The organism is Micromonospora sp. NPDC007230, from assembly GCF_042869115.1.
Lineage (GTDB): Bacteria > Actinomycetota > Actinomycetes > Mycobacteriales > Micromonosporaceae > Micromonospora.
Window position 1 is genome coordinate 308,649 of sequence record NZ_JBIAFE010000002.1, and the last position, 19,265, is coordinate 327,913.

Annotated in this window: 17 protein-coding genes; 13 read left to right on the top strand and 4 right to left on the bottom strand. The window is 73.4% G+C overall.

Going from position 1 to position 19,265, the window contains the following annotated elements:
* Positions 1 to 7 precede the first annotated feature (7 nt).
* Together ACFYML_RS04420 and ACFYML_RS04425 are read left to right on the top strand one after the other, a co-directional pair.
* Positions 8 to 1,237, top strand: coding sequence for a M23 family metallopeptidase (locus ACFYML_RS04420; RefSeq protein ID WP_387419256.1), 1,230 nt, complete (start codon positions 8 to 10; stop codon positions 1,235 to 1,237).
* 70 nt (positions 1,238 to 1,307) lie between these two features.
* Positions 1,308 to 1,640: a putative quinol monooxygenase gene (locus ACFYML_RS04425; protein ID WP_387419257.1), complete on the top strand. Its 333-nt coding sequence runs from the start codon at positions 1,308 to 1,310 to the stop codon at positions 1,638 to 1,640.
* 7 nt (positions 1,641 to 1,647) lie between these two features.
* On the opposite strand, the gene ACFYML_RS04430 is transcribed toward ACFYML_RS04425, so the two are convergent.
* Together ACFYML_RS04430 and ACFYML_RS04435 are read right to left on the bottom strand one after the other, a co-directional pair.
* Positions 1,648 to 3,210, bottom strand: a complete 1,563-nt coding sequence (locus ACFYML_RS04430) for a Na+/H+ antiporter (RefSeq protein ID WP_387419258.1) — start codon at positions 3,208 to 3,210, stop codon at positions 1,648 to 1,650.
* Between the two features lie 135 nt (positions 3,211 to 3,345).
* The gene (locus tag ACFYML_RS04435) at positions 3,346 to 3,966 is read right to left on the bottom strand and encodes an L-threonylcarbamoyladenylate synthase (protein ID WP_357435487.1); all 621 of its coding nucleotides are present in this window, start codon (positions 3,964 to 3,966) and stop codon (positions 3,346 to 3,348) included.
* A 127-nt stretch (positions 3,967 to 4,093) separates the two neighbouring features.
* Between ACFYML_RS04435 and ACFYML_RS04440 the strand changes: the two genes are divergently transcribed.
* The gene (locus ACFYML_RS04440; RefSeq protein WP_387419259.1) at positions 4,094 to 4,435 is read left to right on the top strand and encodes a hypothetical protein; all 342 of its coding nucleotides are present in this window, start codon (positions 4,094 to 4,096) and stop codon (positions 4,433 to 4,435) included.
* Positions 4,436 to 4,467: 32 nt separating this feature from the next.
* Here ACFYML_RS04440 and ACFYML_RS04445 read toward each other — a convergent pair whose 3' ends face one another.
* On the bottom strand, positions 4,468 to 5,004 hold the full coding sequence (locus ACFYML_RS04445) for an alpha/beta hydrolase (protein WP_387419261.1): 537 nt from the start codon (positions 5,002 to 5,004) through the stop codon (positions 4,468 to 4,470).
* A 196-nt stretch (positions 5,005 to 5,200) separates the two neighbouring features.
* On the opposite strand from ACFYML_RS04445, the gene ACFYML_RS04450 reads away from it, so the two are divergent.
* The 9 genes from ACFYML_RS04450 (at position 5,201) to ACFYML_RS04490 (ending at position 16,532) form a co-directional block, all read left to right on the top strand.
* A complete protein-coding gene (locus ACFYML_RS04450; protein ID WP_387419262.1) occupies positions 5,201 to 5,938 on the top strand; it encodes a GntR family transcriptional regulator in 738 nt (245 codons plus the stop codon).
* A 153-nt stretch (positions 5,939 to 6,091) separates the two neighbouring features.
* Entirely contained in the window at positions 6,092 to 7,489 is a 1,398-nt protein-coding gene (locus tag ACFYML_RS04455; RefSeq protein WP_387419263.1) for an extracellular solute-binding protein, read from the top strand.
* The gene (locus ACFYML_RS04460; RefSeq protein WP_387419264.1) at positions 7,464 to 8,411 is read left to right on the top strand and encodes a carbohydrate ABC transporter permease; all 948 of its coding nucleotides are present in this window, start codon (positions 7,464 to 7,466) and stop codon (positions 8,409 to 8,411) included. Before ACFYML_RS04455 ends, ACFYML_RS04460 begins: the two co-directional genes overlap by 26 nt.
* Positions 8,412 to 8,525: 114 nt before the next feature.
* Entirely contained in the window at positions 8,526 to 9,395 is an 870-nt protein-coding gene (locus ACFYML_RS04465) for a carbohydrate ABC transporter permease (RefSeq protein ID WP_387419265.1), read from the top strand.
* Complete coding sequence (locus ACFYML_RS04470; protein WP_387419266.1) at positions 9,395 to 10,531, top strand: ABC transporter ATP-binding protein; 1,137 nt, start codon at positions 9,395 to 9,397, stop codon at positions 10,529 to 10,531. The genes ACFYML_RS04465 and ACFYML_RS04470 overlap by 1 nt, the downstream gene beginning before the upstream one ends.
* A 1-nt stretch (position 10,532) precedes the next feature.
* On the top strand, positions 10,533 to 11,741 hold the full coding sequence (locus ACFYML_RS04475; RefSeq protein WP_387419267.1) for a CehA/McbA family metallohydrolase: 1,209 nt from the start codon (positions 10,533 to 10,535) through the stop codon (positions 11,739 to 11,741).
* Positions 11,732 to 12,643: a sugar phosphate isomerase/epimerase family protein gene (locus ACFYML_RS04480; RefSeq protein ID WP_387419268.1), complete on the top strand. Its 912-nt coding sequence runs from the start codon at positions 11,732 to 11,734 to the stop codon at positions 12,641 to 12,643. Before ACFYML_RS04475 ends, ACFYML_RS04480 begins: the two co-directional genes overlap by 10 nt.
* Entirely contained in the window at positions 12,640 to 13,770 is a 1,131-nt protein-coding gene (locus ACFYML_RS04485; RefSeq protein WP_387419269.1) for a Gfo/Idh/MocA family protein, read from the top strand. Before ACFYML_RS04480 ends, ACFYML_RS04485 begins: the two co-directional genes overlap by 4 nt.
* Positions 13,770 to 16,532 carry a hypothetical protein gene (locus ACFYML_RS04490; protein WP_387419270.1) on the top strand — a complete coding sequence of 921 codons (2,763 nt, stop codon included), beginning with the start codon at positions 13,770 to 13,772 and terminating at the stop codon, positions 16,530 to 16,532. The genes ACFYML_RS04485 and ACFYML_RS04490 overlap by 1 nt, the downstream gene beginning before the upstream one ends.
* A 26-nt stretch (positions 16,533 to 16,558) precedes the next feature.
* Here ACFYML_RS04490 and ACFYML_RS04495 read toward each other — a convergent pair whose 3' ends face one another.
* Positions 16,559 to 17,185, bottom strand: a complete 627-nt coding sequence (locus ACFYML_RS04495; protein ID WP_387419271.1) for an SGNH/GDSL hydrolase family protein — start codon at positions 17,183 to 17,185, stop codon at positions 16,559 to 16,561.
* A 507-nt stretch (positions 17,186 to 17,692) separates the two neighbouring features.
* Between ACFYML_RS04495 and ACFYML_RS04500 the strand changes: the two genes are divergently transcribed.
* The gene (locus ACFYML_RS04500; protein WP_387419272.1) at positions 17,693 to 19,117 is read left to right on the top strand and encodes a M1 family metallopeptidase; all 1,425 of its coding nucleotides are present in this window, start codon (positions 17,693 to 17,695) and stop codon (positions 19,115 to 19,117) included.
* The last annotated feature ends 148 nt before the right edge of the window (positions 19,118 to 19,265 follow it).

The window sequence follows — 19,265 nt, forward strand, 5'->3', positions numbered from 1 at the left end:
GTACGGCATGAACCGACGGTGGTGGCGGCGGGCAACGCTGGCGGCGGTCGCCGGGACGGCGACTGTGGTGACGACGTCCACCTGGCTGGACGCCGGGACCGGCACCGCGGCGGCGCAGGGACCGCTGCCCCTGCCGACCCTTTCCCTGCCCGTGCCGCTGCCCTCCGTATCGCTGCCGCCCCTGCCGCTGCCGTCGGTGACACTGCCCCCGCTCACGCCACCGTCGCCGAAGCCACCCACCGTCCGACCGACGACCTCCCCGTCGGCCGGCCCGTCGACCGGGCACAGCCCCGGGCCGGCGCCGGCCTCGCCGGCCGCGCCGCCGCGAGCCGGCGGGCCGGCCGCCCCGGCCGCGGGCCCGCCGATGGCCGACCCCGGGTCCGCCCCGGCGCTCATCGCCGCTGACCCCGGCGCCGACCTGTACCCGCAGCCACCGGTGGACGCCGCCAGCACGCCCGACGCCCGTCAGGTCGCCGCGCTCACCGACGTCGAGCGCCGGATCCAGTACCTGCACAACATCCTGGCCCGCACCCGCGACGACCTGGCCACGGTGCAGCGCCAACCCGATCCGGTGCTGCAACTGCTGACGGTCTGGACCGGTGGCCCCGCGCCGGTGGGTGACCCGGCGCCGCCGCTGGCCGTGGTCGACGCCGCGGACCTGCTTGACACGCCCACCGGCCGCGCTGCCGCCCTGTCCGCCGCGATCACCTCCGGCCAGGCCGAACTCACGGGCCGGCAGCGGGAGGAGGCGGCGCTCCGGCGGGAGATCGACCGGCGGGCCCGCGCCGCCGCCGTGACCGCCGCCGCGGCGGCACCGACCACCCGAGTCGGCGCGCCCGGCGGCAGCCGGCTGGGCCGGCCGCTGGCGGGCCGGCTCACCAGCAGGTTCGGCGTCCGCTTCGACCCGTACTACCACGTCTGGCAGCGGCATCCCGGGATCGATCTCGCCGCCCCGATCGGCACCCCGATCATGGCGGCGGCCGACGGACGGGTCACCCGCGCCGGATGGTACGGCGGATACGGCAACTACATCTGCGTCGACCACGGCCGGGTGTCCGGGCAGCGACTGTCCACCTGCTACGGCCACCAGTCCCGCCTGCTGGTGTCGCCCGGACAGCGGGTCCGCGCCGGCCAGGTGATCGGCCTGGTCGGCTCGACCGGCGCCTCCACCGGACCACACCTGCACTTCGAGGTGCGTCTCGGTGGCCGGGCCGTGGATCCGCTGCCCTGGATCTGAGACGTGCCCCTCGCGCCGGACCGTCGGTGTCCTCGCGCGCCCGGGTGCCCCGGCGGATAACCTGATCGCCATGATCTTCATTGCCGCCAAGTTCCGGGTGAAGCCGGAGGACGCCGACCGCTGGCCGCAGCTCGTCGCGGAGTTCACCGAGGCCACCCGCGCCGAGCCGGGCTGCCTGTGGTTCGACTGGTCACGCAGCGTGGCCGACCCGACGGAGTACGTGCTGGTCGAGGCGTTCCGCGACGACGAGGCCGGCGCCGCGCACGTGCAGTCGGAGCACTTCCGCACGGCGCAGCGGACGCTGCCGCCGCACCTGGCCGAGACGCCCCGGATCGTCAACGTGACCGTCCCGCAGCAGGACTGGTCGCTGCTCGGCGAGATGGCCGTTCCCGAGGGCAGGTAGTCGGCCGTCAGTCCTCGACGGTCGGGCCGAGCAGCCGGATCTCCTCGATGTCCAGGGCCGCCTGCACCTCGCGCAGCACGGCGTCGTCGATCTGGTTGGTCCGCCGCAGCCGGGTGAGCTCCTGCCGCTTGCGGTCGAGGACGCCCAGCCGCAGCCGCCGGCCGAGTTCCCGCTCCTCCTCGGCCTGCTCGTCCCCCGGGCACCGGATGTCGTCGAGGTGCTCCTGGTAGTCGGAGCGGAGCCGCTCGACGGCGTCCGGCGCTGCCCCCACGTCGGCGGCCACCTGGGGCAGGGCGTCAAGCGCGGCCTCGGTGGCCCGGATACGCGCCCAGCGGACCTCGTTCTCCCGCTCCTGGTCGCCGCTGAGGCCGGCCCAGCTCACCACGGCCGGCAGCGTGGTGCCCTGGACCAGCATGGTCAGCACGATGACCGTGACGGTCACGAAGATGATCAGATCCCGTTCGTGGACCGGCGTGCCGGCGCTGGTGGCGACCGGCACGGCGAGGGCGGCGGCCAGTGAGACCGCGCCCCGGAACCCGGCCCAGCCGGCTGCGGTGCGGACCCGCCAGTCGAACCCGCGGCCGCGCCGGGACTCGCGCCGGTCGAGATTCTGCAGCGTGGACACGCCCAGGTGCACCCAGGCCATCCGGGTCACCACGACGACGACGGTCACCACCACCGCGATGCCCAGCGACTGTGCCGGCGAGTGGCTGGTGATGCCGCGTAGGGATCGCGGGATCTGCATGCCGAGCAGCACGAAGAGGCTGCCGTTGACCATGAAGGTGGACAGGTCCCAGAACGCGAACGCGGTGATCCGCGAGCGGGCCCGGATGATCCGGGGCGCGGCCCAGGAGATGAGCAGCCCGGCGACCACCACCGCGAGGACGCCGCTGGCGTGCACGACGTCCGCGAGCAGGAACGCCACGAACGGGGTGAGGATGCTGATTCCGCCCTCGCGCAGCGGGTCGTCGACGTGGCTACGGATCAGGACGGCGACCCCGCCGACCAGCAGGCCGGCGGCAACTCCGGCGGCGGCCGAGCCGACGAACCGCCCGAGCAGTCCGGCTGCCCCGGGGAGTGCTCCCCCGGCGATCACCCCGACCGCGACGGCGAAGATCACCAGCGCCGTACCATCGTTGATCAGGCTCTCCGCGCGCAGGGTGGTGAGGATGCCGCGCGGCATCCGCTTGGCCAGGCCGGCGACGGCGGCGGCGTCAGTCGGCGCGAGCACCGCGCCGAGCACCCAGGCCGCCGGCGACTCGACGCCGAGGGCCTTCGCGGCGTACGCGACCGCGACCGTCGTGAGGAGCACCAGCGCCACGGCCAGCAGGGCGATCACCGCGAGGTTGGCCCGGACCTCGCGGATGCTGATCACGAGGCTCTCCCGGTAGAGGATCGCCGGGAGGAAGAGCACCAGCACCACCTCGGGTGGGAGCACCACGTGCGAGAACGGCGGGAGCAGCCCGAGCAGCGCACCCATGCCGATGAGCAGGACCGGGGGCGCGACACTGTAGCGGCCGCCGATCGTGGTGCCGATCAGCACCGTCGCGCCCAGTACCGCGATCAGCACGAGCGGTTCCACGTCGTACCCCCGTCACCGATCGGCGTGGTGCGGCGGCGAGCGGATCGCGGGCACGCCGCCGCCCCAACATGGTGGTACGGCGGGCCGAAGGCGCGCGGACAAACCGGCTAATTTGGGCGGCGGCTACTCGAACCGTGACGGATCCCCGGCACCGCGGCGCAGGATCTCCGGTTCGGGCCCGGACAGGTCGACCACGGTGGTCGGCTCGGTCCCGCACTCCCCCGCGTCGACGACGGCGTCGAGCTGGTGGTCGAGCCGCTCCTTGATCTCCCAGCCCTGGGTCAGCGGTTCGTCCTCGTCAGGCAGCAGCAGCGTGCTGGACAGCAGCGGCTCGCCCAGCTCGGCCAGCAGCGCCTGGGTGACCGTGTGCTTCGGCACCCGCACCCCGACGGTGCGCTTGCGCGGTTCCTGGAGCCGGCGCGGCACCTCGTGGGTGGCCGGCAGGATGAACGTGTAGCTGCCCGGGATGGCGGCCTTCACCAGGCGGAAGACCGAGTTGCTGACCTTGACGAACTGGCCGAGCTGCGCGAAGTCGCGGCAGACCAGGGTGAAGTGGTGCCGGTCGTCGAGCCGGCGGATCTCCCGGATCCGGTCCAGGCCGCCTCGGTTGCCGATCCGGCAGCCGAAGGCGTAGCAGGAGTCGGTGGGGTAGGCGATCAGCCCGTCGTCCCGGATCAGGTCGACCACCTGCCGCAGGGTCCGCGGCTGCGGATTGTCCGGGTGCAGGTCATAGTACCTCGCCACGGCGCCCAGCCTATGCCTCGCCGCGCGGACCGCGCGGGGTGGGGCGCGGCACAAATTTGCAGCTCGCAGGTTTGGCGGAGGATCGGACCGGAAAGGATGAGGCCCGCTCGAAGAGGGGGACCCGACCATGTCCGATGCCAGCACAGACCGCGACGACCGTCCGGCCGAGGTGACCGACCCGCTGCTGTGGCGGCTCGCCGCCGCGGTGGCCGACACCCACCAGCCGGACGAGCACGACGCCTGCGACAACGGCAGCTGCTTCGGTGCGACCTGGCCCTGCGCGCCGTGGAACAACGCCCAGGAGGGCCTACGCGCGGCGCAGGCCGCACCTCGTACCGACACTGCCGAGCCGGCCGCCCACCAGGACGCACCGGAGACGCCGGCTGGACGATCCGCCGAGTCGTCCCCGCCTCCGCCGTGGCAGTCACAGCCCGACCAGTCGCCGTTGGCGATCACGTCCGCGGCCTGACCCGGCACACCCGGGATGTTTGACCCAGTTGGTCAGCCTGGCCAGCCGATCGCGTCCAGGAACTCTTCCACGGCGACCACGACTCGGCTGAGCACCGCGATGGATTCCGTGAGCGGGCCGGGTACGTACATCCCGTGATCCGCTCCTTCCACCTCCAGCACGTGAGGTGACAGCCGGCGGGCGAGGTCAGCGTCCCACACCTTGTCGGCGGTGCCACCCACGAGGAGGAACGGTGCGGTCGCACGGCCCAACGCGTCAGCCACCCACGGCAGGGCGAGCAAGGGCGTGAGCCACACGGCGGGCAGGGATCTCTCGGCGGCAATCGCTGCCGCGTTCGTGCCGAGGGACTTGGCGATCAGCAGGGGGCGACCGCCAATAGTGTCGATCAGCGGGGCGACCTCGCCGCTGACCCACCCCTCGATTGCTGCCTCGTCAGGCCTCGGAAACTCCTGGGACCACGAGTATCGGTGCACCGTTGCGCCCCGCTGCTCCGCCACATCGCCGGCATACATGAGCAGGGGCGCACCCGGTCCGAACATACCGCCGGGAATCACGACAGCGTCAGCCATGCGGACGACCTTACCCAGATCCGTGACGGGGACGGGGTCAGCGACCGAGGGCTCGCTCCTGGTCATTGACTGGTAACCGTGACCGCGAGTTGTGTCAATATATTGTCCTGACATCCGCCGGCTTCACCGGGTGACCGCTTCGGTACAGTGGCGCCCATCCCCGGACCCCTGGACAGCCGTGACGAGGAGGTCCCGCGTGACCAGCCCCGAGATCGTCGTCGACCGGAGCAGCCCGATCCCGCTCTACTTCCAGGTCGCCGAGCAGTTCGCCGCCGCGATTCAGCGTGGTGACCTGGCACCGGGCGAGCGGCTGGACAGCGAGTTGCAGCTCGCCGACCGGCTTGGACTGTCCCGGCCCACCGTCCGGCAGGCCATCCAGCACCTGGTGGACAAGGGGTTGATCGTGCGCCGGCGGGGCGTGGGCACCCAGGTCGTCCGGGGCGAGGTCCGCCGGGCGGTGGAGCTGACCAGCCTGCACGACGATCTCGCCCGGGCCGGGCGGCAACCGTCCACGTCGGTGTTGGAACTGGCGACTGTGGGCTGCCCGGCCAAGGTGGCGGCGGCGCTCGGGGTGGACGCCGACAGCCCGGTGCAGCACCTGCGCCGGCTCCGCTTCGCCGACGGGGAACCCCTGGCGGTGATGGAGAACTGGCTTCCCCTCGACCCGGTCCGGCTCACTCTGGACGTCCTGCAGGCCCGGGGCCTGTACGCCATCCTGCGCGCGGCCGGGGTGCGGATCCGCAGTGCCCAGCAGCGGATCGGGGCCCGGGCGGCGACCGCCGCGGAGGCGCAGATGATCGGCGAGCGGCGCGGCGCCCCGCTGCTGACCATGACCCGCACCGCGTACGACGACCAGGGCCGGCACGTCGAGTACGGCGAGCACCTCTACCGGGCCTCCCGGTATGCGCTGGAGGTGGCTGTCGCCGAGCGGTGAACCCCGGGTTTCTCGCTCATTTCCAGTGATAGGTATTTACGTCGTCAGGCTGTCATGACATTGTGGCCGACATGCACCGCCGGCATGGACCTGCGGCCGGCGGGGCGACCCGCGAGTCTCTTCGAAAGTCACTTCTTGCGAAGGGAACAGCCCATGTCAGTCACGCCGAGACGCGTCCCGGCCGTGCTCGCCACGCTCACCGCGATCACCCTCGCCGCCACGGCCTGCGGTGGCGGCTCGGAGCCCGCCGGCAAGGACGCCAAGAACATCACCCTCACCATCGCCGCCAACGCTATCGCCGGCGGCAAGAACGCCACCGGTGCGGAGTGGATCGAGAAGTGGGTCATCCCCCGGTTCATCGAGGCCCAGAAGGCCAAGGGCGTCACCGCCAAGGTGTCGTTCGTGCCCAGCGGCGTCGATGACGAGCAGTACAAGACCAAACTGGCCCTGGACCTGCGGTCCAAGGGCGGTGCCGACGTCATCTCCGTCGACGGCATCTGGGTCGGCGAGTTCGTCCAGGCCGGCTACCTGAAGCCGCTGTCCGAGGTGGCCGGTGGCCAGGCCGACTCGTGGGAGGGCTGGTCGCAGATCCCGGAGAGCGTGCAGGGCCTGGGCACGTTCGAGGACAAGCGCTACGGCATTCCACAGGGCACCGACGGCCGGGTGCTCTATTTCAACAAGAAGCTGTTCGCCCAGGCCGGCCTGCCCGCCGACTGGCAGCCGAAGAGCTGGCAGGAGATCCTCGACGCCGGCACCAAGCTCAAGGCGCTGCCCGGGGTGACCCCGATCCAGATCAACGCCGGCACGGCGATGGGCGAGGCGACCACCATGCAGGGCGCGCTGCCGCTGCTGGTCGGCGCCGGCGGGGAGATCTGGAAGGACGGCAAGTGGGCCGGCGCCAACCAGCCGGTCAAGGACGCGCTCGACTTCTACACCAAGGTCTACGGTGGCGGTCTCGGCGACCCGAAGCTCCAGCAGGAGGCCAAGGGGCGGGACAAGTCCTTCGAGGAGTTCGCCGCCGGAAAGATCGGCATCCTGGCCGAGGGCGACTACTTCTGGCGCAGCGTCATCAACCCGAAGGACGGCACCGCGAAGATGCCCGACCGGGACAGCACCGTCGGGTACGCGATGATCCCGGCGAAGCAGCCCGGCGCGGGCATCCGGGGGCAGGACTTCGTCAGCATGTCCGGCGGCGGCGTCGACGTGCTCAACCCGAACTCGAAGTACCCGTCGCAGGCGTTCGAGCTGCTCGCGTTCATGCACTCGGCCGAGGCCACCAAGGCCCAGCTCGCCGGCGCGGCGCGGATCACCTCCCGGGCCGACGTCAACAAGGAGGTGCTGGCCGGCGACCCGATGCTCAACTTCGTCGCCGAGAAGGTGCTGCCGTTGACCGCGTACCGGCCGCCGCTGGCGGTCTACCCGCAGGTGTCGGTGGCGCTGCAGGAGGCGACCGCGGCCGCGGCGTCGGGCAAGAGTGCCGACGAGGCGGCCTCGGCGTACCGAAAGAAGGTCGAGGGGATCGTCGGTGGTCCGGGTAACGTCTCGTCCTGACGAGACGGTCGGGGGAGCGCGCCCGACGACGGGCGCCTCCCCCGCCCCCGACGCCGCCGGGCTGGGCCGTGCCCGCGCCGCCGGGTTCCTCGTCCCGAGCATGGTGCTGATCCTGCTCTTCCTCGTGGTGCCGGCCGCCTGGACGATCTACCTCGGCGTCACCAACTACCGGCTCACCGGGTTGGCCGCGGCCCATCCGGAGGTCGTCGGTCTGGACAACTACACCAAGGCGCTGACCGACGAGCGCTTCCGCACGTCGCTGCTGCTGACCCTGCAGTTCGTGCTCGGCTCGGCGGTGCTCGGTCAGGCCGGCCTCGGCTTCGCGATCGCCTTCGCGCTGCGCGACCGGCGCGGTCCACTGCGTCGAGTGGTCGAGGCGTTCATCCTGCTGTCCTGGATCCTGCCCAGCTCGGTCGTCGCGTTCCTCTGGATCGCCCTGCTCGACCGGGACGCCGGCACCCTCAACGCCCTGTTGGGCACGCCCGGCATGGCCTGGTTGCTCGACCACCCGATGCTGTCGATCATCATCTTCAACACCTGGCGCGGTACCGCGTTCTCGATGATGCTCTACGCCGCCGCGCTGGAGAACGTGCCCCGCTCGCACCTGGAGACCGCAAGGCTGGCCGGCGCGTCCACCTGGCAGCAGCTGCGCGACGTGGTGTTCCCGCGCATCCGTGGCCACGTGCTGACCAACCTGCTGCTGATCAGCCTCTGGACGTTCAACGACTTCACCCCGTTCCTGATCACCGCCGGCGGGCCCGAGCAGCGCTCCGAGATCCTGGCGGTCTACGTCTACAAGGTCGCGCTCTCCGGCGGCGAGCTGGGCTTCGGCGCCGCGATCTCGTTCATCATGCTGCTGATCAACCTGGTCATCGCGCTGATCTACCTGCGCATGCTGGGCCGGCGAAGGGAGCGGGCGTGAGCGCGAGGAGTGAGCCGGTTCTGCGAGCCCCGCAGTCGCGAACGAAGGTGCTGCGGTGAGCGCGAGGAGTGAGCCGGTTCTGCGAGGCCCGCAGTCGCGAACGAAGGTGCTGCGGTGAGCGCGGACCTGGCGGACGAGGCCCGGACCGACCTCGCGGCGCGGGCGGCGGTGCGGCACGTGCTGGCCCGCGTCGGGCGCTACGTCTTCCTCTGCCTCGTGCTCGCCTTCTTCGCCCTGCCGCTGCTCTGGCTGGCCACCGCCCCGTTCGACGACACCCCGACGATCGGCACCTCGCTGCCGCGGTTCACCCTCGACAACTTCCGCACCCTGCTGGACAACCCGTACGCGCTGACCTCGCTGGTCAACTCGGTGTGGCTGGCCGGCGGCACCGCCGTGCTGGTGGTGGTCTTCGCCGCGCTGGCCGCGTACGCGCTGAGCCGGGTCCGGGTGCCGGGGCGCGACGCGCTGCTCTACGGCCTGCTGCTGCTGTCGTCCATCGTGACCGGCACGGCCACCATGGTGCCGCTGTTCGAGCTGGCGTTCCGGCTCAACCTGATCGACTCCCGGCTCGGGGTGATCCTGGTCCTCACCGGCGGCCTGCTGCCCGCCGCGATCTTCATCCTCAAGGACTTCATGGACGCCACGCCGACGTCGTACGAGGAGTCGGCACGGGTCTTCGGCGCCAGCGCCCTGCAGATCATGCGGCACATCGTGGTGCCGGTCGTCCGCCCCGGGCTGGCCACCGTCGGCGTGTGGGCGGTGGCGAACGTGTGGGGCAACTTCCTCGTGCCGTTCCTGCTGCTGCGCGGCCCGGACAAGGCCCCCGCCGCGGTGATCATGTACACCCTCTACACCGAGGGCGGGCAGGCCGACCTGCGGCTGCTCTCCACCTTCTCGCTGCTCTACTCGCTGCCGGTGGCGCTGATGTTCGTCTTCGTGAGCAGCAGGTACGGGTTCCGCTTCCACGGAGGGATCAAGCGCTGATGTCCGCCATCGCCCTGCGCGAGCTGACCAAGGTCTACCCCAACGGGGTACGCGCCCTGGACGCCCTCGACCTGGAGATCGCCGACGGCGAGTTCTTCGCCCTGCTCGGCCCGTCCGGCTGCGGAAAGACCACCCTGCTGCGCACCATCGCCGGCCTCGAGCTCGCCTCCGCCGGCAGCGTACGCATCGGCGACCGGGCGGTGACCAACCTGCCTCCGGGGCAGCGGGACGTGGCGATGGTCTTCCAGGACTACGCGCTCTTCCCGCACATGACCGTGCGGGACAACATCGCGTACCCGCTGCGGATCAAGAAGGTCGGCCGGGCCGCCCGGCACGACAAGGCGGCGGGCACCGCCGAGGAACTGGGCCTGTCGGCGCTGCTCGACCGCCGGCCCGGGCAGCTCTCCGGCGGCCAGCAGCAGCGGGTCGCCCTGGCCCGGGCGATGGCCTGCCACCCGCAGGTGTTCCTGCTCGACGAGCCGCTGTCCAACCTGGACGCGCGGCTGCGGCTGGAGGCGCGGACGTTCCTCAAGCGGCTGCAACGGGAACTCGGCGTCACCACCGTGTTCGTCACCCACGACCAGGCCGAGGCTCTCGCCCTCGCGGACCGGATCGCGGTGATGGAAGGCGGCCGGATCCGGCAGGTCGGCACCCCGACCGAGGTGTTCCGCCGGCCGGCCAACACCTTCGTCGCCGGGTTCATCGGCTCCACCCCGATGAACCTGGTCCCGGCCCGGGTGCACGGCGACGAGTTGGCCGTCGCCGGGGTGCGGCTGCCGGTGCCCGAGGACGTCCGCGGCCGGCTGACCGACGGCGAACAGGTGGTCTACGGGGTCCGCCCCGAATACCTCGACCACTCCCCCGAGCCCGTACCCGACGCCCTCACCGGCCAGGTCGTGGTGGTGGAGAACCTGGGCAGCTTCTCCCTGGTGTCGCTGGACGTGCCGGCCGGGGACGATGGGGCGACCAGCGTGCAGGTCGTGGTGCCGGAGGGGCGGGAACCGGCGCCCGGCGACACCGGCTGGGTGGTGCCGCGCCCCGGTCGCACCCTGGTCTACCGGGGCGGCGAGCTGGTCACCGGCGCGGCGGCGCCACCGGTGCCGGCGCCGCGTACCGGCGTCGCGGCGGACGCCTGACATGGTGACGCACCGGGGCAGGTGGACGCTGCGGGACCGCGCCGAGAGCATCATGCGCGCCCTCCCGGTCACCGTGGCCCCGGGCACCGCCGCGCTCACCGTACGCCTCGACCACCCCCGCGACGCGGGCGTGCTGGACCTCGGCTGCCTCGGCCCGGCCGGCTTCCGCGGCTGGTCGGGCGGCGCCCGCGACGGCTGGACCATCACCGCCGACTGGGCCACCCCCGGCTATCTGCCCGGCGAGCTGGAGCCCGGCGAATGGCAGGTGCTGCTCCGGCTGCACCGCATCCCGCGCGACGGGCTGCCCTACGAGGTCACCGCTACCGCCAGCACCCGCCCCCCGGCCCCGCCGGCCGCGCCCGCGCCGCCGCCCCGGCCGGCACGCCCGCCCCGTCCCGCGCTGCCCGAGGTGGACGGGCGGCGGTGGCTCGCCGGGGACCTGCACGCGCACACCGTGCACAGCGACGGCGCGTACACCGTCGACGAACTGGCCGCCCTCGCCACCGCGCGGGGCCTGGACTTCCTCGCCGTCACCGACCACAACACCGTCAGCCACCATCCCTGGCTGCCCGCCGCCTCGGCCCGCTACGGCATCACGCTCGTGCCCGGGCAGGAGGTGACCACCGACCGGGGGCACGCCAACGTCTTCGGCCCGGTCGGCTGGGTCGACTTCCGGCAGCCGCCGGACGAGTGGCTGGCCACCGCGGAGCGGGCCGGCGGGCTGATGTCGGTCAACCACCCGCTCGGCGGCGACTGCGCCTGGCGGCAGCCGCTCACCACCCGGACCCGGCTCGCCGAGGTGTGGCACTCCGGCTGGTGGGACCGCACCTGGGGCGCCCCGCTCGCCTGGGCGCAGGCGTGGCGGCCGGACGTCGTACCGGTCGGCGGCAGTGACTTCCACCGGCCCGGCGCGGACGCGCTGCCCGGCGCGCCGACCACCTGGGTGCTCGTCGACGGCGACCCCACCGACGAAGCGGCCGTCCGCGCCGCGCTGGCCGCCGGTCGCACCGCCGTCTCCGCCGGGCCCGACGCGCCCCGGCTGCTGCGCCTGGGCGACGAGCTGCTGGCGCTCGACGCGGACGGCGCGCTGCTCGGCTACCCGGACGGCCGGCACCGGGTCGTCCGCGGCGACCGGTGCCTGCTGCCGGCCGCCGACGGGCTGCACGTCCTGGAATCCCACCGCATGGAGGTGATCGCACTGTGCAGCTGACCGGACGCACCAGAGTGGCCGGAGCCCCGGTCAACTTCGGCATCTACCAGGCGACCGACCCGGACGTCGGTCCGGAGGACCTGCTCGCGTCGCTGGCCGCCGACGGCTACACCGGCGTGGACTCCGGGCCGATCGGCTACCTCGGGACCGGCGAGGTGCTCACCCGCCGGCTGGCCGCGGCCGGCGTCGGGCTCGCCGGCGGCTGGGTCGACCTGCGCTTCGCCGACCCGGACGGGTTCACCACGGACCTGGCCCAGCTCGACGCGGCCCTGGACGTGTTCACCGCCGCGCCGGTCGACGACCCGCGCTTCGCGCCCCGGCCCACCCTGGCCTGCTCCGCCAACCCGGCCCGGATGGCCCGCCCCGGCACCCCGCCGGACCTGGCCTCGGCGCTGCCCGCCGCCGCCTGGCCGGGCTTCGCCGCCCGGGTGCAGCAGGCCGTCGACCGGTGCCGGGACCGCGGCCTGGAGCCGGTGTTCCACTACCACCTGGGCACCGACGTGGAGACCGAGGCGGAGGCCGACCGGCTGCTGGAACTGACCGACGTGGCGATCTGCCTCGACACCGGGCACCTGACCCTGGCCGGCGGCGACCCGGTCGCGGCGGTCCACCGCTGGGCCGGCCGGACCGGCCAGGTACACGTCAAGGACGCCGACCTGGCCGCGCACCGCCGGGTCCGCGACGCCGGCGGCGGCCTCGCCGAGGTGGTCGCCGCGGGCGGGTTCTGCGCTCTGGGCGCCGGCGACGTCGACCTCGCCGGGGTGCTGCGCGGGCTGGACGAGACCGGCTACACCGGCTGGCTGGTGATCGAGCAGGACGCGCCCGAGCGGGGCCGGAACCTGGACCGGATCCGCGCCGACCAGCGGGCCAACCTGCGCTGGTTGGCGGAGGTGCGGCGATGACCGAACCGGGCAAGCGGATCCGGATCGCGGTGGCCGGGCTGGGGGTCATCGCCCGTACGGTGCACCTGCCCCTGCTGCAGCGCCGCGCCGACCTGTTCGACGTCGTCGCGCTCAGCGACCTGTCCCCCGCGCGGCTGGCCGAACTCGGCGACCGGTACGGCGTCGAACCGGCCCGACGGTACGCGGACGCGGCCGACCTGCTGGACGGCGGCGGCTGCGACGCGGTGCTGCTGGCGACCTCCGGGTCACACGGCGAACTCGCCGCCGCGGCGCTGGACCGGGGGCTGCCCGTGCTCTGCGAGAAGCCGCTCGCCTACACCCTCGCCGAAACGGACCGGCTGACCGGGGCGGCGTTGATGGTGGGCTACATGAAGCAGTACGACCCGGCGGTGGCCGAGGCCGTCCGCCTGCTGGACGGGATCGGCGGTGCGGCGGCGGTGCACGCGGTCGAGGTGACCGTCCTGCACGCCGCCGGGGAACAGCAGCTCGCCTTCGCCCACCTGCCCCCGCCACCGCGCGACGTGCCGGCCGCGGCGGAGGCCCGGCTGCGGGAGGCCGACGCCCGGCTGCTCGACGCCGCGGTGGGCGGGGACGCCGGGGCGCGCGTGCTCTACCAGATCCTGATCAACAGCATCTCGCACGACCTGTCGCTGCTGCGCTTGTTCACCGGGCCGCCGGCCACGGTGGACCACGTGGCGACCTGGCCGCTGGCGCCCGACGGGCCGGCCGAGCCGTCGGTGGAGATCTCCGGCCGGCTGCCCGCCGGCGGCCGGTACGGCATCCGGTGGCTCAACCTGCCGGACTGCCCGGCCTACCGGGAGACGGTCACCCTGCACCACGCCCGGGGCACCCTGGAGCTGGTCTTCCCGTCGCCGTACCTGCTCAACGCACCGACCACGCTGACCGCGGTGGACCGGCACTCCGGCGGCGAGCGGCGCGCGCAGTTCCGGTCGGTGACCGAGGCGTTCGAGCAGGAACTGGTCGCCTTCCACGCGATGGTGACCGCGGGTACGCGCCCGCTGACCGGCGTCGCCGAGGGCGCCGCCGACCTACGCACCAGCCAACAGGTGGTACGCCGCTACGGGGAGCTGACCGGGGCGGCGATCGGCGGAGAGGCGGCGAGCTGATGGACCGGTCCACCGAGATCATCGTGGTGCCACACACCCACTGGGACCGGGAGTGGTACGAGCCGTTCCAGCGGTTCCGGCTGCGGCTGGTCGCGCTGCTCGACGACGTGTTCGACCGGATGGCGACCGACGAACGCCAGCGGTTCACCCTGGACGGCCAGCTCGCCGCGGTCGACGACTACCTGGAGGTACGCCCGGAGCGCCGGGAGCAGGTGATCGCGCTGGTCCGGGCGGGCCGGCTGGCCGTCGGGCCGTGGCAGATCCTGCTCGACGAGTTCCTCTGCTCCGGGGAGAACATCGTCCGCAACCTGGAGCGCGGGCTGGCCCGCAGCGCGGCGCTGGGCGGGGCCATGCCGGTCGGCTACCTGCCCGACATGTTCGGGCACATCGCGCAGATGCCACAGCTGCTGGCCGGCGCCGGGCTGGCCCACGCCTGCGTGTTCCGGGGCGTACCGGGCCGGGTCCGGTCGCACGCGTTCGCCTGGCAGGCCCCGGACGGCACCACGATCCGCACCGAGTACCTGCCCGGCGGCTACGGCAACGCCGCCGGGCTGATGGACGACCCGCGGCTGGTCACCCGCCGGACCACCGACCTGGCCGAGCGGCTGCGCGGCTGGCGGTCCACCGGCGACGACACGCCGATCCTGGCGATGTACGGCACCGATCACGCCGCACCGGCCCCGGACGCGCCGGACCGGCTGGCCGCCGCAGCGGTCGACGGGGTGCGACTGCGGCTCGGCACCCTCGCCGAGTACTTCGCCACCCAGCCGACCACGGTGGACGGGCTGCCCACGGTGGCCGGCGAACTGCGTTCGCACGCCCGGGCCAACATCCTGCCCGGCGTGATCTCGGTACGCGCCCACCTCAAGCAGGCGATGGGCCGGGCCGAGCGGCGCGTCGAGCGGTACGCCGAACCGCTCGCCGCGCTCTACCACGACCCGTCCGTGCAGCGGTTCCTGGACATGGCCTGGACCCGGCTGATCGACGCGAGCTGCCACGACTCGGTGACCGGCTGCGGCTGCGACGAGACCGCCGAGCAGGTGGCGGCCCGGCTCGCCGAGGCGGACCAGCTCGGGCGGGCGGTCTGCGACCTGGTGGGGGCGCGACTGGCCGGCGCGGTGTCCCGCGACGGGTACCTGCTGTTCAACCCGACCCCGGCGGCCCGGACGGCGCTGGTACGGCTGGACGTCGAGGCCCCGGCGGACGGGCCGGTCGCTCTGGCCGGCGCGGACGGCAGGGTCGCGCCGGCCCAGGTCCTCGACCAGGCACGGACGCTGCTCGCCGACGACGTGGTGCCGGCCGCCGACCTGGCCGCGATCCTCACCCGGGTGCACGGCACCGAGCTGTACGGACAGGAGATCACCGCCTGGTCGGTGTCCCCCGCCGACGCCACCCTGACCTTCCAGGTGGCCCGGCACGGCGACCCCGCCTTCGACGTCGAGGACGTCCGGCTCGCGCTCGCCGCGGCCACCGGCCCGGACCGGTGGCGGGTACGCATCGTCGCCGCCCCGCGGATGACCGTCGCCGCGCTGGTGGACGTCCCCGCGCTGGGACACGCCGCGGTCCGCCCGGTCGCTCTGCCGCCGGGCACCCCGGCGGTCCCGGCGCCGGATGGCAGCACGCCGGTCACGGTGGCCGGCCGGACGGTCGACAACGGACTGCTGCGGGTGGAGGTCGCCGAGGACGGCACGCTGCGGCTGTCCACCCCGGACGGAATGAGCGTCGCCGGGATCGGCCGGCTCGTCGACGGCGGCGACGTGGGCGACAGCTACAACTACGCCCCACCCGCCGCCGACGAACTGGTCGACAAGCCCCGGGCGGTGCGTACCGTCGTCGTGCACGACGGCCCGGTGGTCGCCGTGCTCGACGTGATCCGGGAGTACCGGTGGCCGGTCGGCGCGGACGTGGACGCCGGCTCGCGCCGGGTGGAGCGGGAGACGATCACGGTGACCACCCGGGTGGAGGTCCGGGCCGGTGAGCCGTTCGCCCGGCTGCGGCTCGTCTTCGACAACCGTTGCGACGACCACCGGGTCCGGCTGCACCTGCCGCTGCCGGCGCCGGCCCGCTCCTCGTACGCCGAAGGCCAGTTCGCGGTCGTCGAGCGTGGGTTGACCGCCGAGGGCGGCGGTGGCGAGGTCCCGCTGCCGACCTTCCCCGCCTCCGGGTTCGTCGCGGCCGGGGGTGCGGAGGGCTCGCTCGCGGTGCTGCTGACCCAGCCCACCGAGTACGAGCTGACCGAGTCCGGCCGGGAGCTGGCGATCACCGTGCTGCGGGCGATCGGGATGCTGTCCCGCAACCGGCACGCCCTGCGGGACGAGCCCGCCGGCCCGCAGTTGCCCACGCCGCAGGCCCAGTGCCGGGGCGAGCGCAGCGTCGAGCTGGCGGTGCTGCCGTTCCGGGGCGACTGGGACTCCGCCCGGGTGCCGGCGGCGACCGAGGCGTACCGGCACGAACTGCTGGCGTTCCCGGGCGCCGGTGACCCGTCGGCCGGACTGCCGGCGCCGGTGACCGGGCTGACGGTCGACGGGGACGGCGTCACGCTGACCAGCGTCCGGGACCGGGACGGCCGGGTCGAGCTGCGGGTGGTGGCGACCCGCGGCACCGTCGCCGTCATCGGAGCCGGCCGCGGCGTACGCGGCGCATGGCGAACCGACCTGCGCGGCCGGCCGGGCGAGGCCCTGCCGGTCGACGGGGAGGGCCTGGTCCGACTGCCGCTGCGGGCGTGGGAGATCGCCACCGTCCAACTGGACCTGGCGAGCTGAGGCGAGGGCCGGGCGGCGCCCGGCCCTCAGGCCGTCGGCGTGACCGCCCGCAGCCAGGCCTGGGCGATCAGGGCGTGGCCGAACGGGGTCGGGTGCACGCCGTCGCGGGTCCACACCCGGTCGTCGACGTCGGCGGCCTGGAACAACTCGTCCACGGCGACCAGCGTCGCGTCGAACTCGGCGGCGAGGTGGCGGACCACGTCGACCTTCGGGTCGAGATCCTCCCGCCAGGTGCGCTGGGCGTCGTCGAGCGGAACGACGAAGGGCTCCACGAGGATGATGCGGGCGCCCAGCCGACGGGTCTCCTGGAGGATGTGCCGGTAGTCGCGGGCGAACTCGTCGGCAGTGGTCGGGTCGTCCCGGTCGTACCGCCGCCAGGTGTCGTTGACCCCGATCAGCACCGACACCACCTGCGGGGCGAGGGCCAGGCAGTCGGTCTCCCAGCGGACGCGCAGGTCGCGTACCCGGTCGCCGCTGATCCCCCGGTTGCGGAAGCTGACCCGGTGCCCGGGGTGTCGGGCGGTGAACCAGGCCGCGGCCATCATCGCGTACCCGGTGCCGAGGTCCTCACCACAGGACCGGTCCCGGCCGGCGTCGGTGATGCTGTCGCCGATGAAGAGCACCCGCCCGTTGTGGGGCACCGCCACCGTCATCCACCCGTCTCCTCCCGCTCGACGATCCGCCCATGATCATGCCGCAGCCGTACGACGGCTGACTTCCGGCCGAGACGTGAGGAAAAATCCGCCATCCGGCTGTTGCATTCCGGCCCTCGAAACCCGGCCAAGCCGCCGAGCGTTACCTGGCCAGCGTCCCCGGCTGACCGGGCGGGCCGGCATCCACCCATCCCGGGTGGATCCGGGCTGCGGGGCCGATCAGCACCCGGCTCCCGCCGCCGGCGTCGCCTGGCCGCCACCTTGCGCGACGCCGGCGCGACCTGCCACGGCGCCGCGACCAGGGTCGACTGCCGGCGACGACAGCCCCGGTTCCGCCAGAGATCCCGGCCCACCCGGTCCCGGGGGCCCTCCTGGCGGGCGGGACCGGGTGGGCCGGAAAGGCGAGGCTGGCCTGTAGATCTTGACGACTTCGCGTCGATGCGGGTGGATAGGGCCTACTCAACTGAAGGCCAGCGCTGCCCTGGCTTTCCCGGAGAGAGGATTCCCATGACCATCCCACGCCTGCGCGGCGCCGCGCTGGCCACGGTCGCCCTGGTGGCTGCCGGGTCGGCGGTGGCACCGGACGCGGCCGGCGCGGCACCCGGCAACCCCGGTGCCCCGCGCTACTCTGCCGGTGCGGCGAGCGTCAACGACCCGTACTTCCCCGACCAGGGCAACGGCGGGTACGACGTCCAGCACTACGACCTCAACTTCGCCTACGACCCGGCGACCCGGTTCATGGACGCCACCGCCACGATCACCGCGGTCGCCACCCAGGACCTCGACCGGTTCAACCTCGACTTCCGCGGTCCGGACGTCACCTCGGTGACGGTCAACGGGCACGCCCACGAGTTCACCCGCGAGGGCCAGGAGCTGATCGTCACCCCGCGCCCGAAGCTCAAGGCCGGGCAGACGTTCACCGTGGTGGTGAAGTACGCCGGCGTACCGGGCCCGATCACCGACCCGGACGGGTCGATCGAGGGCTGGGTGCCGACCGACGACGGCGTCTTCGTGGCCGGGGAGCCGCAGGGCGCGCCGGCCTGGCTGCCCACCAACGACCACCCGACCGACAAGGCCACCTTCCGGTTCACCGCGAAGGTGCCGGAGGGCCTCACCGCCGTCGGCAACGGCCAACTCCTCTCCCAGGAGACCAAGGACGGCTGGACCACCTTCGTCTGGGACTCGACCGAGCCGATGGCCACCTACCTGGCTACCATCACCATCGGCAACTTCGTGGTCACCGAGTCGACCACGCCGAGCGGCATCCCGGTGTACGTCGCGGTCGACCCGCGGCTCGTCGCCGGCTCGGCCCCCGCGGTGGCGCAGATCCCCAAGATGATCGACTTCTTCGCCTCGAAGTTCGGCCCGTACCCGTTCGCCTCCACCGGGGCGATCATCGACCGGGCCCCGAACGTGGGCTACGCCCTGGAGACCCAGACCAAGCCGATCTTCTCCAGCACGGCGAGCGTCGGCACCATGGCCCACGAGCTGGCCCACCAGTGGTACGGCGACAGCGTCTCCCCGGAGCGCTGGTCGGACATCTGGCTCAACGAGGGCTTCGCCACCTACGCCCAGTGGATGTACACCGAGTACAACGGCGGCGCGTCGGTGAGCCAGACCTTCAACAGCAGCAGCAACTACGGGCGGGCCGCCTCGTCGTCGTTCTGGCAGACCGTCCTCGCCGACCCGGGCCCCGTGGACATGTTCAGCAGCATCCCGTACAACCGGGGTGCGATGACCCTGCACGCGCTGCGCGGCAAGGTCGGCGACGACACCTTCTTCCGCATCCTGCGCGAGTGGGCGGCGAGCAACCGCTACAGCCACGCCACCACGACCGACTTCATCGCCCTGGCGGAGAAGGAGTCCGGGCAGGACCTCGACGCCTTCTTCGACGTGTGGCTCTACCAGAAGGGCAAGCCCACCAGCTGGTGACGCCGACGGGCCCCGCGACCGGTCGGTCGCGGGGCCCAGCCCGCCCTGGGCGCTGGTCGATCGGCTGGGCGTCGCCGGTGGGCGCGGCGTGGCCGGGCCTGGGGCCCGGGGCAGCAGGGCCACGGCGGCCAGGGTCAGCGCGGTGGGC

What these genes read in the sequence shown, in the direction of transcription:
- ACFYML_RS04420 (WP_387419256.1), top strand. Translation starts at nt 8, where the DNA reads ATGAACCGACGGTGGTGGCGGCGGGCAACGCTGGCGGCGGTCGCCGGG.
- ACFYML_RS04490 (WP_387419270.1), top strand. Translation starts at nt 13,770, where the DNA reads ATGGACCGGTCCACCGAGATCATCGTGGTGCCACACACCCACTGGGAC.
- ACFYML_RS04425 (WP_387419257.1), top strand. Translation starts at nt 1,308, where the DNA reads ATGATCTTCATTGCCGCCAAGTTCCGGGTGAAGCCGGAGGACGCCGAC.
- ACFYML_RS04500 (WP_387419272.1), top strand. Translation starts at nt 17,693, where the DNA reads ATGACCATCCCACGCCTGCGCGGCGCCGCGCTGGCCACGGTCGCCCTG.
- ACFYML_RS04470 (WP_387419266.1), top strand. Translation starts at nt 9,395, where the DNA reads ATGTCCGCCATCGCCCTGCGCGAGCTGACCAAGGTCTACCCCAACGGG.
- ACFYML_RS04485 (WP_387419269.1), top strand. Translation starts at nt 12,640, where the DNA reads ATGACCGAACCGGGCAAGCGGATCCGGATCGCGGTGGCCGGGCTGGGG.
- ACFYML_RS04445 (WP_387419261.1), bottom strand. Translation starts at nt 5,004, where the DNA reads ATGGCTGACGCTGTCGTGATTCCCGGCGGTATGTTCGGACCGGGTGCG.
- ACFYML_RS04455 (WP_387419263.1), top strand. Translation starts at nt 6,092, where the DNA reads ATGTCAGTCACGCCGAGACGCGTCCCGGCCGTGCTCGCCACGCTCACC.
- ACFYML_RS04440 (WP_387419259.1), top strand. Translation starts at nt 4,094, where the DNA reads ATGTCCGATGCCAGCACAGACCGCGACGACCGTCCGGCCGAGGTGACC.
- ACFYML_RS04475 (WP_387419267.1), top strand. Translation starts at nt 10,533, where the DNA reads ATGGTGACGCACCGGGGCAGGTGGACGCTGCGGGACCGCGCCGAGAGC.
- ACFYML_RS04495 (WP_387419271.1), bottom strand. Translation starts at nt 17,185, where the DNA reads ATGACGGTGGCGGTGCCCCACAACGGGCGGGTGCTCTTCATCGGCGAC.